This window comes from Methylobacterium sp. 4-46, assembly GCF_000019365.1.
Classification (GTDB): Bacteria; Pseudomonadota; Alphaproteobacteria; order Rhizobiales; family Beijerinckiaceae; genus Methylobacterium.
This window is the reverse complement of the sequence record NC_010511.1, coordinates 5095086-5110000: the sequence shown is the minus strand read 5'-3', so window position 1 is coordinate 5110000 and position 14915 is coordinate 5095086. Positions and strand designations below refer to the sequence as shown.

The following is a 14915-nucleotide window of genomic DNA, read 5'->3' as shown; positions in this document are numbered from 1 at the left end:
AAGGCCCGCCACACCCATCTCCATCATTCCCTCCTCTCCTCGGGCAGCCGCCCGCTGCCCGCGATGAACGCCGCCGCGCCCTCGACGTCGGCGACGAGCGCGGCGCGCGCCGCCGCCCCGTCCCGGGCGCGAATCGCCGCGACCAGCGCCGCGTGGTGGCGCTCCGCCGCCCCTTCGGCGAGGCGCTGGCCCGAGACCCGCATGTCCAGGTTCAGCACCGGGCCGACGCGCAGCCACAGCCCCTCGATGATCGCCAGGAGCGTCGGCATCCGCGCCGCCGCGTAGACGGCGAAATGCAGGTCCTTGTTCGCCCGCACCGCCCGCTCGAAATTCGGCGAGGCCGCGCGGGCCTCGGCGCGGAAGAGCGCGTCCTGCAGGGCGACGGCCGCGAGATCGGCCTCCGTGCGGGCGCGGGCCGCCTCCTCGGCGGCGAAGCCCTCGACGACGACGCGCACCCGCGTCAGCTCGCGGAACTGCCCCGCATCCATCAGCGGCACCCGCACGGAGCGGTTCGGGAGCACCTCCAGCGCCCGGTCGGCGGCGAGCCGCGACACCGCCTCGCGCACCGGCATCATCGAGGTGCCGAGTTCGGCGGCGACGCGGCGCAGGGACAGCCGCTCGCCCGGCGCGAGTTCCCCGGCGATCAGGAGCCCGCGCAGCTCGGCGTAGACGCGGTCGCCCAGCGTCGCGCGCTCCATTCGGCCGATCCTGGCGATGGCCCCGTCCACGGCGTCGCGCTCCTCCGGCGGGTTTCGGCGCCCGCCCGCTGGCCGGCATCTCGACAGGCACCCGGTTTGATGGCAGCCTAAGTGTGATCACAGATCACGGCAAGCCACGCGACCGTGACGGATTGCTAGGGCAGGGGACGAGACCCATGACGCAGGGCATGAAGCCGACGCGCCGCCTCCTCGTGCAGGGAGGCTTGGCGGCGGGCGCGGCGCTCGCGATGCCGGCCATCGGGCGGGCGCAGGAGGGGCCGATCCGCATCGGTCACCTGACGCCGCGCACGGGCTTCCTCGGGCCGCTCGGCGAGTACGCCGTGATGGCGGCCCAGCTCGCCACCGAGGAGATCAACGCCGCGGGCGGCATCAACGGCCGCCGGATCGAACTCCTCACCGAGGATTCGGTGAATCCCCAGACCGCCTCCAGCAAGGCCGAGCGCTACGTCGAGCGCGACAAGGTCGCGGCCATCGTCGGCGAGATCTCCTCCGCCTCGGCCCTCGCCATCGGGCAGGTGGCGCAGCGCGGTCGCACCCCCTTCTTCAACACCGGGGCGAACTCCGACGCGCTGCGCGGCCAGGATTGCAAGCGCTTCATGTTCCACATCGAGGGCGCCAACTCGATGTACGTGAAGGCGGTCGGCCGCTCGCTGGTCCAGGAGGGGCTGGTGAAGGGCAAGCGCTGGTACTCGCTCACCGCCGACTACGCCTTCGGGCACGACCTCCTGCGCGTCGCCAAGGGGTTCATGCAGGGCAACGGCGGCAGCTTCGCCGCGGACGAGCTCGTGCCGACCGACGCCACCGACTTCTCCGCCTACCTGATCAAGATCCGGCAGGCCAAACCCGACCTCGTGATCTCGAACCTCGCCGGCAACCAGATCACCAACTTCCTCAAGCAGTACGCCGAGTACGGACTGCCCTTCCCGATCGCGGGCTTCGGCTTCGACACCGCGCTCGCCTGGGGCGCGGGCGCGGGCAACTTCGCCGGCACCTGGCCCTGCCTGTGGCACCACAAGGTCGACACGCCCTCCGCCAAGGCCTTCGTGGCCGCCTTCACCAAGAAGTACGGCAAGCCGCCCGAGAACCAGGCCTGGGGCGACTACAACGGCATCCGCATCGTCGCCCAGGCGATCCGCGAGGCGAAGTCGACCGAGGGGCCGGCCCTGGTCTCCTACCTGGAGGGCGGCGCCAAGTTCGACGTGCAGAAGCCGCGCCCCGGCTATTTCCGCGCCCGCGACCACCAGCTGATCAGCGAGATGTACGCGATCACCGCGCTGCCGGCCGACAAGGTCAAGGACAAGTGGGACATCTTCTCGTCCTCGCCGGCCCTGCCGGGGCCGAACGAGGACCTGGAGGTGCTGGCCCCGACCGCCGAGGAGGCCGCCTGCAAGATGGAGGGGTGACGCGAAGTCCGGAACAGGGCTCTCGGCATTCGCACCGGGAGCCCGCGCGGCCGAGCGACGCTCCGCCCCGGCGAAGCCGCTTGCCGCATCGCGAGGCGATCAGCCGGACATCGCGTGAGGCGCGCGCCTCCGCCCCGGCGGCCGGGATCCCGTCCCGGCCGCTCCGCAACCCCGTCCCTCCGACCGGACACGTCCCGTGATGCTCCTCACCCTCGCCGTCGAGCAGGTCGTGAACGGCCTGTTCCTGGGAGCGATCTACCTCCTGATCGCGCTCGGCCTGTCGCTGATCTTCAGCCTCGGCGGCATCGTGAACCTCGCGCACGGGGCGTTCTTCGCCGTCGGCGCCTACCTCACCATCGTGCTCTCGCCGAGCCTCGGCTTCTCCGGCGCGATCCTCGCCGCGCCGCTCCTCGTCGGGATCATCGGCCTCGCGGCCGAGCGGCTGCTCTTCCGCCGCTTCTACCGCTCCGACCCGATCCTCTCGCTCCTCCTGACCTTCGGCCTCGCCATGGTGGCCGAGCAGGCCCTGCGCATGATCTTCGGCGCGCCGCCGCTGCCCTACGGGATCCCGCAGGCGCTGCGCGGACAGGTCTTCCTGGGCGACTTCATCCTCTCCCGCTACCGGCTGACCATCCTCGCCGCCGTGGTGGCGGCGGTCGCCGCCGTCTGGTTCCTCCTGCAGCGCACCACCTTCGGGCGCGTGGTGCGGGCCGGGGTGCAGAATCCCGACATGGTCGCGGCGCTCGGCATCTCGCTCAAGCCCTACATGGCGGCGGTGGTGTTCATCAGCGTCGCGCTCGCGGGGCTCGCGGGCGTGATGCTGGCGCCGATCACGGGCGTGCACCCGGCCATGGGCGCGGAGGTGCTCACCGGCGCCTTCGTGGTCGTGGTGATCGGCGGCCTCGGCTCGTTCTGGGGCGTGGTCGTGGCGGCCCTGATCGTCGGCGTGGTGCGCGGCCTGATGGTCCTCGTCTATCCGGGCTTCGCCGAGGCCGCGATCTACGCGCTCATGGCCCTCATCCTGCTCGTCCGGCCGCGCGGCCTGTTCGGCGAGCGCATCCTGCGCTTCGAGTAGGGACCGCCCGATGACCCGCACCGATCGGCTCGCGCTCCCCCTCCTGGCGCTCGCCCTCGTCGTCCTGCCGCTCGGCCTGCAGGGGCTCGGCCTCACCCTGACCACGGCCACCGACGTGGTGGTCTTCGCGGTGGCCTGCCTGGGCCTCAACATCCTGGTCGGGCAGACCGGCCTCGTCTCCTTCGGGCACGGCGCCTTCTTAGGCCTCGGCGCCTACGCGGCGGCGATCAGCCAGCGCGCCCTCTTCCCCGGCGGCCTCGTCGCGCCGGCCGTCTTCGCCCTCGCCTTCGTGGCCCTCGCCGCCCTCCTCGTCGGCCTGCTGATCCTGCGCCGCCGGGGCGTCTACTTCTCGCTGCTGACGCTGGCCCTCTCGGCGCTGACCTTCACGGTGGCCTATCGCTGGACGGCGCTGACCGGGGGCGAGAGCGGCTTCGGCGGCGTGGTGCGGCCCTCCCTGCTCGGCATCGACCTCGACGCCCCGGCGACGTGGTACGCCTGCGTGGCGGTCGTCGGCTTCGCGGTGCTCTGCGGGCTCGCGCGGCTGCGCCGCTCGGCGGTCGGCAGCGTGCTGGAGGCGATCCGCGAGAACGAGCAGCGGGCCCGCTTCCTCGGCTACCCCACCGCCCGCTACAAGCTCCTCGCCTTCACGATCTCGGCGGCGGTGACGGGCCTCGCGGGCGTGCTCGAGGTCTTCACCCACCGCTTCGCCTCGGCCGAGCCGCTCGGCACCGCCTTCTCGGGCGAACTCCTCGCCATGGTGGTGATCGGGGGCATGCGCAGCCTCGCCGGCCCGGCGATCGGCGCGCTGTTCTTCATCCTGTTTCGGGAACTGCTCTCGATCTGGACCGGCGACTGGCTGTTCTGGTTCGGCCTCCTGTTCATCGGCTTCATCCTGTTCTCGCCGGACGGGCTCGTCGGCATCGGCCGGCGGGTGCTGCGCCTGATCCGGCCGGCCCCGAGCGAGGACGCCGCGATGGCCGGCCGGCGGGCCGGCGCCCCCGAGAACCTGCCCGGCTTCCTGCGCCCGGACGGGGCGGTCGCGGGCGCGATCCTGCGGGCGAGCGGCATCGCCAAGCGCTTCGGCGGCATCCGGGCGGTGGAGGACGTCTCGATCGCGGTGCGCGACCGGACGCTGCACGCCCTGATCGGCCCGAACGGCGCCGGCAAGACCACGGCCTTCAACCTGATCTCCGGGATGTTCCGGCCCGATGCCGGCGACGTGACCCTGGAGGAGCGCTCGATCGCGGGGCTCGCCCCCGAGCGGATCTGCCGGGCCGGCCTCGGCCGCTCCTTCCAGATCACCAACCTGTTTCCGGCGCTGAGCGTCGAGGAGAATGTCCGCCTCGCGGTCCAGAGCCGGCATCCCGGCCGCTTCAATCCCTGGCGCGACGCCCGCCGGGACCGGGCGGTGGCCGCGGAGACGGCCGAGATCCTGCGCTGGCTCGGCCTCGCGGGGCTGGAGCGGACGGAGGCCGGCTCCCTCTCCTACGGCGGCCAGCGCCTCCTCGACATGGGAGTGGCGCTCGCCACCAAGCCCCGCGTGCTCCTCCTCGACGAGCCGCTCGCCGGCCTCGCGGCGGCCGAGCGCGGGCGCATCGGCGACATCATCAAGCGGGTCTCGACGGAGGTGCCGGTCTTGATGGTCGAGCACGACATCGACCGGGTCTTCCAGATCGCCGACGCCGTCACGGTGATGAACGAGGGCCGCGTCCTCGTCGACGGCACCGTCGAGGAGGCCCGCACCAGCCCGGCGGTGCAGGAGGTTTATATCGGCTCGGGCACCGCCGCGATCGCCGCCAAGCCCCGCCCGAGCGCCGCGGGCGGAGGCACGCTCCTCTCCCTTGATCAGGTCGACACGTTCTACGGCAAGAGCCACATCCTCAACGGCGTCACCTTCGCGGTGCACGAGAACGAGATCGTGGCGCTGCTCGGCCGCAACGGCGCCGGCAAGTCGACCTGCCTCAAGACGGTCACCGGGATCGCGCCCCACGCCGCCGGCCGGATCCGCCTCGCCGGCGAGAGCCTCGACGGGCGCTCGGCCGCCGCCATCGCCCGGGCCGGCATCGGCTACGTGCCGCAGGGCAGGGGGCTCTTCGCGGGCATGAGCGTCGCGGAGAATCTCGAACTCGGCCGGCTGCGGCGGCGCACCGGGCACGGCGTGCACTGGGACGAGGAGCGCATCCTCGCCTATTTCCCGCGCCTGCGCGAGCGCTGGCGCACCCCCGCCGACTACCTGTCGGGCGGCGAGCAGCAGATGGTGGCGGTGGCCCGCGCCCTCTCGGGCGACACCCGCGTGCTCCTGCTCGACGAGCCCTTCGAGGGCTTGGCGCCGGCGATCGTCGAGAGCCTGTTCGAGACCTTCGACGCCCTGCGCCGCGAGGTCTCGATCGTCATCGTCGACCACAACCTCGACCTCGCCCTGGCGCTCTCCGACCGGACCGTCGCGCTGGAGCGCGGCCGCGTCATGCATGTCGGCCCGTCGCGCGCGCTGCGCGACGACTTGGCCCTGCGCCGCCAGGTGCTGTGGCTGTAACGGGAGATCCTGCCATGCCGAACGTCGCCCTCGTCGGAGCCGGCCTGATCGGCCGCTCCTGGGCCGTGGTCTTCGCCCGGGCCGGGTTCCGGGTCCGCCTCACCGACCGGGATCCGGCCGCGCGCGAGGCCGCGCCGGGCCATATCGAGGCGGCCCTGCGGCAGCTCTCCGCCCACGGCCTCGTCGCGGACGTCCCGGGCGCCCTCGCGCGCGTCAGCTGCCACGCGGCCTTGAACGAGGTGGTGGCGGGGGCCGACCTCGTCCAGGAGAGCGGGCCCGAGACCGTCGAGGCCAAGCGCGCGCTGTTCGCCGAGCTCGACGCGCTCTGCCCGCGCGAGACCATCCTGGCCTCCTCGACCTCGGCGATCGTCGCCTCCCTCTTCACCGAGGGCCTGCCCGGCCGCGGCCGCTGCCTCGTGGCGCACCCGGTCAACCCGCCCCACCTCGTGCCGGTGGTGGAACTCTGCGGCGCGCCCTGGACCGATCCGGCCGCGATCTCCCGCGCCCGCGCCCTCTACGAGGCGGCGGGGCAGGTGCCCGTGACCGTGCACCGCGAGGTGGAGGGCTTCGTCCTCAACCGGCTGCAGGGGGCGCTGCTGTCGGAGGCCTTCCGCCTCGTCGCCGAGGGCGTGGTGAGCCCGGAGGATCTCGACAAGACGGTCTCGGAGGGGCTCGGCCTGCGCTGGTCCTTCCTCGGCCCCTTCGCGACGATCGACCTCAACGCGCCCGGCGGCGTGCCCGACTACGCCGCCCGCTACGGCGGATTCTACCGCCGCCTCGCCGCCGACCCGGCCCCGCCCCAGGTCTGGGAGGCGGAGAGCCTCGCGCGGATCGCGGCCGCTTGGCGAGGCGGTCCCGATCCGGCGAGCCAAGCCGAGCGCGCGCGCCGCCGGGACGCCCGCTTGGCCGCCCTGATGGCGCACAAGCGCGCCCAATCCTGAGATGACCTGCCCGAAAGGACCTGCCATGGCCGCACGCAAAGTCGTCATCACCTGCGCCGTCACCGGGGCGATCCACACGCCCTCGATGTCGCCCCACCTGCCGGTCACGCCCGAGGAGATTGCCGAGGCGGCGATCGGCGCCGCCGAGGCCGGCGCGGCGATCGTCCACCTGCACGCCCGCGACCCGCGCACCGGGAAGCCCGACCAGCGGCCGGAGGCCTTCCGCCCGTTCCTGTCGGTGATCAAGCAGCGCGCGAACTGCGTCATCAACCTGACCACCGGCGGCGCGCCCACCATGGGCATCGAGGAGCGCCTCGCCCCGGCCTCGACGCTCAAGCCCGAAGTCGCCTCCCTCAACATGGGCTCGATGAATTTCGGCCTCTACCCGATGCTGGAGCGCTTCAAGAGCTTCCGGCACGACTGGGAGGAGCCTTACCTGGCCGGCTCCCGCGACCGCATCTTCAAGAACACGTTCGCGGACATCGAGCACATCCTGACCACCTGCGCCGAGAACGGCACCCGCTTCGAGGTGGAGTGCTACGATATCGGCCACCTCTACACGCTCGCCCACTTCGCCGACCGGGGCGTGATCAAGCCCCCGTTCTTCGTGCAGAGCGTGTTCGGGATCCTCGGCGGGATCGGCCCGCACCCGGAGGACGTGCTTCACATGAAGCGCACCGCCGACCGGCTGTTCGGCCGGGATTACCACTGGTCCGTGCTGGGCGCGGGCCGCAACCAATTGCCCATCGCCGCCCAGGCTGCCGCGATGGGTGGCAACGTGCGGGTCGGGCTGGAGGATTCCCTCTGGATCGGACCCGGCAAGCTCGCGCAGTCGAATGCCGAGCAGGTGACGAAGGTGCGCCAGATCATCGAGGGGCTGGGCCTGGAGATCGCCACCCCCGACGACGCCCGCGGCATCCTCGGGCTCAAGGGCGGCGACCGGGTCGGGTTCTGAGCGGGCGGCGGCGGGTCGCGGGCCGGCGCCCGGACCCGCCGCCGGGCATCGGCTCAGAACGTGGCGCGCAGCGTCAGCATCACGTTCCTCGGATCCCCGTAGGTGTTGTAGGTGTTGAGGCCGCCGATCCGCGTGCGATAGACCGTGTCGAGCACGTTGTTGACGGACAGGGTCGCTTTCAGGGTCCGGTTCACCGCGTAGCCGATCTGGAGGTCGAGGACCGCGTAGGGCGGCTGGAAGCGGACCGGAACGCGTCCCTGGTCGGAGGTGGTCGAGGCGGCGACGAGGCCGAGACCGACGAAGACGCCCCGCAGCGGGCCTTCCTGGACGTCGTATTGCGACCACAGCTTCACGCTGTGCTTGGGCAGCCAGTTCGTCAGGCGCGCGCCCGTCCGGGAATCGTCCCTCAACAACTCCGTCCGGGCATAGGTGTAGCCGGCCACGGCCTGCCAGCCCGGGAGAAGCTCGCCCGAGACCTCGACCTCGACGCCCTCGCTCCGCGCCTTGCCGAGGGCGACGGAGTAGTTCGGGTGGGCCGCGTCGTCGAAGGCGCGGTTGACGTCGTCGATCCGGAACAGCGCGGCGGAGGCCTGCAGGCGCCCCTCCAGGGCCTCACCCTTCAGGCCGACCTCGTATTGCGTGCCGACCCGGGGATCGATGACGCCGCTCGGCCATTTCGGATCCGTCTGCGGAAGGAAGATGTCCGCGTAGCTCGCATAGGCGTTGAGCCCGGGCGTGAGTTCGTAGACCAGCGCCCCGTAGGGCGAGGGCCGCGCCGTGGCCGACGTGTCGGTCTCCCAGGGGGTGCCGCGGCTCGGGGCGGCGGCCCGGGAGCGGGCCTCGTAGGAGGAGAGGCGCCCGCCGAGGACGAGCGTGAGCGGGTCGAGAAGGCGCAGCCGCGTCTGGCCGTAGACGCCCCACTGCTCTTGCAGGTTGCGGCTCCCGCGGGTGAACGGGCCGAACGGCTCCGCCACGCCGGCATTCGGGTCGAAGATGTTGCCGTCCACCTGGGGGTAGTTCACGCGCCGGCCGGCCTGCGACCAGGACATGGCGTTCATCCCGAGCAGCACCTCGTGCCGGCGCCCGAACGCCTCGACCGGTCCCTGCACGGAGAGGTCGGCCCCCTCCCGGTCGTAGCTCCAGATGCTCCAGCGCCGCGCATACTTGGCATTGCCGGCCGGATCGGTGCCGGTGACCGGGTACGCGTCCTTGAACGCGAAGTCCTGCAAGCGGCGGACATAGGCGGCTCTGAGCACCCATTCGCCGAACCGGTGCTCGAGTTCGGCCGCGTATTCCTGGGTCGTCCACTGGTTCCTGGCCCAGGCCGGGTAGGGGTTGGTGTCGCGGGGCACGCGCAGGAAGCGCCGGGTCGCGGCATCGGCCGGGAGGCCCGAGAAGGACGGCGAGAGGTCGCCCTGGCGGACGGCCGAGAGCGACAGGGTGGTCCGGGGCGTCAGGTCGATCGAGATCATGCCGGCGCCGAGCCCGCGCGTGCCGTGCCCGTCCCGGAAGGAGGAGTCGCGGTCGGTCCCGGCCAGGATCCCCCGCCAGCGCACGCCGCTCTCCCCGCCGAGCGGCCCCGTGAGGTCGAGTTCGACGCGCTTGTTGGCCCAGGAGCCGTAGCTGGTCGCCAGGGAGGCGCCGAAGGTCTCCCGAGGACGCTTCCTCACGAAATTGACGACGCCGGCGGGCTCACCCTGGCCCAGGAGCAGCCCGGCGGGCCCGCGCAGCACCTCGATCCGGTCGTACAGCACCGTGTCGAGTTGCTGGTAGCCGCTCAGCCCGCCGAGCACCGGAACGCCGTCGGACATCGCCTGCGGGTCGTAGCCGCGGATGAGGTACTGGCTCTGGGACGGCTCGTTCGAGATCCGGGTGACGCCCGTGGCGCGGGCCAGCGCCTCGTCGACCGTGGTCAAGGTCTGGTCCTCGATCTGGCGCCGGGTGACGACCGAGACCGAGTACGGAACGTCGATGCGGCGCACCGGGGCCTTGCCGGCGACGGTGACGGCATCGCTCGTGAAGGAGCCGCTGCCCTCGGTGGTCGCGCCGTCGCGCCAACCGGCGATGATCAATTCCGGCAGCGCCAGGACGTCGGCGGGCGCCGGCCGCGCCGGGGCTTCGGTCCCGGTCGGGCGCGGCGCGGCAAGGGCCGGTGCGCCCGCAGCCGCCAGGGTGAGGAGCGCCGCGCTCCTCAGGATGCGATCGATTGTCATGAGTCTCTCCCGACGGCGCATGGGCGCGTCGCGTGACGGGGCGCGCCGGATCGCGCGGACCGGCACGGATTCGCGAAGGGCGCGCGGGACCGCGGTCACCGGCAGCGCATGCAGTCGGAATCAGACGGGGGCGGGTGGGGCGCGGGCCCGGATCCGGTCGAGGCGCCGCCGCCGCGCCAGCGGGGCGAGGCGGGGGCGTGCAGCGACCCGTCCGGGCGGATGGGGGCAGGGCAGGGCGGGCGCCACCGACGGCGGAGCGAATCCGCCCGCGGCCACGAGTTGGCAGAGGCCGCAGGGATCGCCGTGGAGTGCCGGGGGGGCCTCGGGCCGGTCGCGCGAGGCGCCGGAATGGTGATCCGGACCGCAGATGACGAGGCGCGCGAACGGGTCGAACGTCGCGCGGACGACCGCCGCGGTGGCGCCCCCGGGGGCGATGATCTGAACGATCACCGCCAGCCAGCACAGCAGAGCCGGACCTATTCGCTGGAATATTTTCAGGATGCGACTCAGATGACCCAAGGTCATCTATCACGCCCGGGGAGGCGAGGCCAAGGCCGGCCTGCCGCGCCGCCGGCTCGGCGGCGAAGCTCCCGCTCGGCATCCCCGTGCCGACCGACCTGTGATCCCGAATCCGACGGATTGCTTCGCGAGGCGGATTTGGGCTTCGCTCACGCGCCGCGCGGGCTTGGCAGACGTTGTCCGGACGCGATCGTCCGGACAGCGTGTGACGCGCCGAACGGGGCGGAGGAGAGCGGCGCCGCGCCTCTGCCGGAGCGAAGTCGCGGCCGAAACCCGCGCCGGTCCAACACCGTCGCGTCGCGAGATCCGGCCGCGATCCCAGGCGGCGACCGCGGCAGACCCGGCCCCGTCAACGCGCTCCACCGCTGCCGCGCCAGACGTACCGCGCGACGTTCCACCCGGATATCGTCCAAGCCTCGGATCGGCGCGCCGCCCCGAGACACGTTCCCTGAACATCGCCGAAGAGCACATTGATTAGACTGAACCGTATTGCGGGAGATATCTGTCGCCGAGGCGCTCCCGCCAGACGAAAGAACGGGGTTGACATGCGATAAGTCGGGCGTGCCCGCCCGCGCACTGCGTCAGTCCGGGGATCGCGGCGGCGTGAATAACCGGGCGTTAAGTGTTGTGCGCGACACTCTCGGAGGCGGGCAAACCCGGGCCAACCTCTGGCGCGCCGGATCCGCGAATTCCGGCGCCGGCCGGACGAGGCCCGGGCCGTGCGGGGCTGTTCACGGATCGCGCGCGCCGGTCCGATCACCGGGACATGAGCATGTGGTTCTTCGGCCGTGACAATGCCGCGCTGATCGCGGCGCTCGACCGCTCGCAGGCGGTGATCGCCTTCGCGCCGGACGGGACGATCCTCGACGCCAATGCCCTGTTCCTCACGGCGGTCGGCTACGGGCTGGACGAGATCAAGGGCCGCCACCACCGGCTGTTCGTCGACCCGGCCGAGCAGGACGGGGCCGCCTACCGGGACTTCTGGGCGTCGCTCGCCCGCGGCGAGCCCCATACTGCCGAGGTGCGGCGGCTCGGCAAGGGCGGCCGCGAGATCTGGCTGCAGGCGACCTACACGCCCATCCCGGGCCGCGGCGGCCGCCCGACCAAGGTGGTGAAGGTCGCCACCGACATCACCGAGCGCAAGCGCAGCGACGCGGATTGCCGCGGCAAGATCGAGGCGGTCGAGCGCGCCTGGGCGATGATCGAGTTCGACCTGTCGGGCCGGATCCTGACCGCCAACCCGAATTTCCTGCGCGCGGTCGGCTACGGCCTCGACGAGATCGCCGGGCGCCATCACGAGATCTTCGTCGATCCCCAGGAGCGGGCGGCGCCGGCCTACGCGGCGTTCTGGCAGCGGCTCGGCCGCGGCGAGTTCCACTCCGGCGAGTTCCGCCGCATCGGCAAGGGCGGCCGCGAGATCTGGCTGCAGGCGATCTACAACCCGGTGCTCGACGCGAGCGGCCGGCCCGTCAAGATCGTCAAGTACGCGACCGACACCACCGAGGCGGTGCGGCAGCGCCGCGAGCGCGAGCAGGCGCTGGCGGCGATCGAGGCGAAGCTGTCGGAGATCGACGAGACCATGGCGGGGGTGGCGGCCCAGGTCTCTGGGACCGCGCAGGCGGCCGACGCGACCGCCGCCACTGTGGGGCAGGCGGCGGCGGGAACGCGGGCCGTCGCGGCCTCGATCGAGGGCCTGACGCGCCACGCCGGCGAGGCGCGCCACGCCGGCGACGCCGCCGTGCGCCAGACCGAGGAGGCGCGGGGCATCGTGACCGGCCTGCTTCAGGCGGCCGACCGGATCGGCGACGCGGTGAGCGCGATCCGCGCTGTGGCCGAGCAGACGAACCTGCTCGCGCTCAACGCCACGATCGAGGCGGCGCGGGCCGGCGAGGCGGGGCGGGGCTTCTCGGTGGTCGCCACCGAGGTGAAGGCGCTGGCCGGCCAGTCGTCGCGGGCGGCCGAGGAGATCGGCAGCCTGATCGCCGCGGTCCAGACCTCGACCGGCGAGGCCGTGCGGGTGATCGAGACCATCAGCCAGGCCATCCACCAGATGAGCGCGCTCTCCGGGCGCGTGTCGCAGGCGGTGTCCGAGCAGGCCGACGCCACGCGGGCGGTCACGAGCGGGGTGGAGACGGTGGCGGGGAGCGTGGAGCAGGTGCGCGAGAGCGCCCGGGCCATCGAGGCCGCGGCGGCCGCGGTGGGCGCCTCGATGAGCGAGATGGCCGGGTTCGCGCGCCGGATGGTCTGACGGCGAAGACCCGGACGGTAGCGCCCCATCGATCTCGGGCCTGCCCGAGATCGCCATCACCTCGATCTCGGGCCTGCCCGAGATCGCCATCACCTCGATCTCGGGCCTGCCCGAGATCGCCATCACCTCGATCTCGGGCCTGCCCGAGATCGCCATCACCTCGATCTCGGGCCTGCCCGAGATCGCCATCACCTCGATCTCGGGCAGGCCCGAGATCGACAGCGCCTCCGGTCCAGCTCGATCTTGCGATGCAGAGGCGGACGCTCGGCGAAGCTTCGGATGCTGCGCCAAAGATCATCGTCGATGACGGGCGCGGAACCGCGCGATCGGGGCGGACCGGCGCCACCGGCCGCGCCGCGCGAATTCGCGGATCTCCTACCCTATTTGGATGATGGAAAGTTTTCCTCCCCGTCTATCCTCGACGCCAACAAGAAGGGGCACTCGAAACTCATGTAGCATGCAATTGAATGGAGCCTCAACATGACGCTTGGTCTCTCGATTCCTGCTGCGGCGGTTTCACTGTTGACGTGCGTCACGGCCTCGGTGGCGATGCCGATGTCCGGCACCTTCACCATCCACCTTGATCGGCAGGAGGCGCGGCCGCTCGGGTCGCCGGATCACCTGCAGATCCAGCAGAGCGGCACGGGCACGAACCAGAGTCCCGGCCAGCCGCTCGACGGCGCCGCCGTCGGGATCAACGAGGTCGCCACGCTCAAGCGCGGCCGCGGACCGGTGCGGGGCACCATCACCTTCACCACCCCCACGGGCACCACAGTCAGCACCTATACCGGCGCGGTCGCGACCGATGCGCAGGGGAGGGTGACCGCGCAGGGCCGCTTCAGGACCAAGGAGGCCGGCGGCGCCTTCAAGGGGCTGCGGGGCAGCGGGACGTTCTCGGTCATGTATACGTCGAAGACCGACGCGGTCTCGCAGTGGTCCGGCACCTTCACGCCGCCCGCCACCATGATGTCGGGCCGGTGAGCCGGGTCACGACGGAACGCGGATATCGACGGGATGTGGCAGCCTGACGAGACGCAGGTCGAGCGGATCTACGAGGCCGCGATCGTGCCGGACCTCTGGCCCGCAATCCTGGAGTCGATCGCCGAGGCGCTCGGGATGGTGGGCGGCGCTCTCGTGACGCTGCCGTCCTCCATCCCGCCCCTCGTCCCCAGGATCGATCCCAGGATCCGCTGGACGACCTCGGCCGCCGTGGCACCGATGTTCCACGCCTTCTTCACGGAGGGCTGGGCCACGCGCTGCACCTGGGTCCAGCGTGGGCGCGCGCTCGGGCACCCGTTCTTCATCTCCGACGACGACATCATGACCCGGGACGAGCTCATGCAGATGCCGAGCTACCCGTTCTATCGCGGCTACGGCGTCGGCTGGGCGGCCGGCCTGTTCATGAGGATCCCCTCGGGCGACGTCTTCACCTTCACCTTCGACCGGCGCTACGAGGACGGACCGGTTCCCGCCGAGACCGTGGCGGCGCTGAACACGCTGCGGCCGCACCTCGCCCGGGCCGCCATGATGGCGGCGCGGCTCGGACTGGAGCGGGCCCGAGCGACGACCGAGACCTTGGCCATTCTCGGGCTGCCCGCGGCCGTGCTGAGCGAGTCCGGCGCCCTGATCGACGCGAACCCGCACATGCGGGCTCGGATGCCGAGCTGCGCGCTCGAAGGAGCCCGCGGGGCCTTCCACCTGCGGGATGCCGGCGCCGATGCGCTCCTGCAGACGGCCCTCGCGGCCATCCGCAACCACGCGCCGGCCGGATCGGCCGTGATGTCGATCCCCGTGCCGCCGGCCGAAGGCCAGCCTCCCGCCGTGGCCCACGTCGTGCCGATCCGCGGGGCGGCCCGCGACCTGTACACACCCGCCGCGAGCCTCGTCGTGCTGACGCCGCTCTGCCAGCGCGATCCACCGCCCGCGGCGGTGATCCAGGGATTGTTCGACCTCACGGCCGCCGAGGCACGGGTCGCGCGCTTCATCGCCCAGGGCCAGACGGTCAGCGACGTGGCCACGAAATCCGGCACCAGCGAAGCCACCGTGCGCACCCAGCTGAAGGCGGTCTTCGCCAAGATCGGGGTCTCGCGACAGGCCGAGCTGGTCAGTCTGCTGGGGAACACGCTCGGCCTGACGCAGGCCCGGGCGTGAGGTCGGGACCGGCGCGGCTGCGGCGCAGCTCCTGCGCCGCGGCCGTGACAGTCTGTCGACCCGCCCGGACCGCATGCAGAACCTCGCCCCGCTGCAGCTCGCGCTCGCTCATCAGGACCCACCCCATGGCGGCCTCCCGCGTCCGCTCCGACAGGGGA

At 72.2% G+C, this 14915-nt stretch carries 12 protein-coding genes (1 of these 12 only partly in view); 8 read left to right on the top strand and 4 right to left on the bottom strand.

Annotated features, from left to right (window positions below; all coding sequences use genetic code 11):
• Together M446_RS22290 and M446_RS22285 are read right to left on the bottom strand one after the other, a co-directional pair.
• Positions 1-24, bottom strand: the start of a protein-coding gene (locus tag M446_RS22290) for an SDR family oxidoreductase (protein ID WP_012334376.1). The gene continues 744 nt to the left of window position 1, outside the view; 24 of the gene's 768 nt are visible here — the first part of the coding sequence; it begins with the start codon at positions 22-24; the stop codon falls past the left edge of the window.
• Positions 24-728 carry a GntR family transcriptional regulator gene (locus M446_RS22285; protein WP_012334375.1) on the bottom strand — a complete coding sequence of 235 codons (705 nt, stop codon included), beginning with the start codon at positions 726-728 and terminating at the stop codon, positions 24-26. Before M446_RS22285 ends, M446_RS22290 begins: the two co-directional genes overlap by 1 nt.
• Positions 729-874: 146 nt before the next feature.
• Here M446_RS22285 and M446_RS22280 point away from each other — a divergent pair, with 146 nt between their 5' ends.
• The 5 genes from M446_RS22280 to M446_RS22255 all read left to right on the top strand — a co-directional run bounded on the left by M446_RS22280 (position 875) and on the right by M446_RS22255 (position 7626).
• Positions 875-2122: an ABC transporter substrate-binding protein gene (locus tag M446_RS22280; protein ID WP_012334374.1), complete on the top strand. Its 1248-nt coding sequence runs from the start codon at positions 875-877 to the stop codon at positions 2120-2122.
• A 199-nt stretch (positions 2123-2321) separates the two neighbouring features.
• Positions 2322-3197: a branched-chain amino acid ABC transporter permease gene (locus tag M446_RS22270; RefSeq protein WP_012334373.1), complete on the top strand. Its 876-nt coding sequence runs from the start codon at positions 2322-2324 to the stop codon at positions 3195-3197.
• Between the two features lie 10 nt (positions 3198-3207).
• The gene (locus tag M446_RS22265) at positions 3208-5730 is read left to right on the top strand and encodes a branched-chain amino acid ABC transporter ATP-binding protein/permease (RefSeq protein ID WP_012334372.1); all 2523 of its coding nucleotides are present in this window, start codon (positions 3208-3210) and stop codon (positions 5728-5730) included.
• Between the two features lie 14 nt (positions 5731-5744).
• Positions 5745-6671 (top strand): 3-hydroxyacyl-CoA dehydrogenase, encoded by a 927-nt coding sequence (locus tag M446_RS22260; protein ID WP_012334371.1) that lies wholly within the window; start codon positions 5745-5747, stop codon positions 6669-6671.
• Between the two features lie 25 nt (positions 6672-6696).
• The gene (locus M446_RS22255) at positions 6697-7626 is read left to right on the top strand and encodes a 3-keto-5-aminohexanoate cleavage protein (protein ID WP_012334370.1); all 930 of its coding nucleotides are present in this window, start codon (positions 6697-6699) and stop codon (positions 7624-7626) included.
• Positions 7627-7679: 53 nt separating this feature from the next.
• Here the strand turns inward: M446_RS22255 and M446_RS22250 are convergent, their stop codons facing one another.
• Together M446_RS22250 and M446_RS22245 are read right to left on the bottom strand one after the other, a co-directional pair.
• The gene (locus M446_RS22250) at positions 7680-9839 is read right to left on the bottom strand and encodes a TonB-dependent siderophore receptor (RefSeq protein ID WP_012334369.1); all 2160 of its coding nucleotides are present in this window, start codon (positions 9837-9839) and stop codon (positions 7680-7682) included.
• 120 nt (positions 9840-9959) lie between these two features.
• Positions 9960-10364, bottom strand: coding sequence for a DUF2946 family protein (locus M446_RS22245; protein ID WP_012334368.1), 405 nt, complete (start codon positions 10362-10364; stop codon positions 9960-9962).
• A gap of 760 nt (positions 10365-11124) precedes the next feature.
• Between M446_RS22245 and M446_RS22240 the strand changes: the two genes are divergently transcribed.
• The 3 genes from M446_RS22240 (at position 11125) to M446_RS22230 (ending at position 14757) form a co-directional block, all read left to right on the top strand.
• Entirely contained in the window at positions 11125-12606 is a 1482-nt protein-coding gene (locus M446_RS22240) for a methyl-accepting chemotaxis protein (RefSeq protein WP_012334367.1), read from the top strand.
• A 480-nt stretch (positions 12607-13086) separates the two neighbouring features.
• Positions 13087-13587, top strand: a complete 501-nt coding sequence (locus M446_RS22235; protein WP_012334366.1) for a hypothetical protein — start codon at positions 13087-13089, stop codon at positions 13585-13587.
• 33 nt (positions 13588-13620) lie between these two features.
• Positions 13621-14757 carry a helix-turn-helix transcriptional regulator gene (locus M446_RS22230; RefSeq protein WP_012334365.1) on the top strand — a complete coding sequence of 379 codons (1137 nt, stop codon included), beginning with the start codon at positions 13621-13623 and terminating at the stop codon, positions 14755-14757.
• Positions 14758-14915 lie beyond the last annotated feature (158 nt).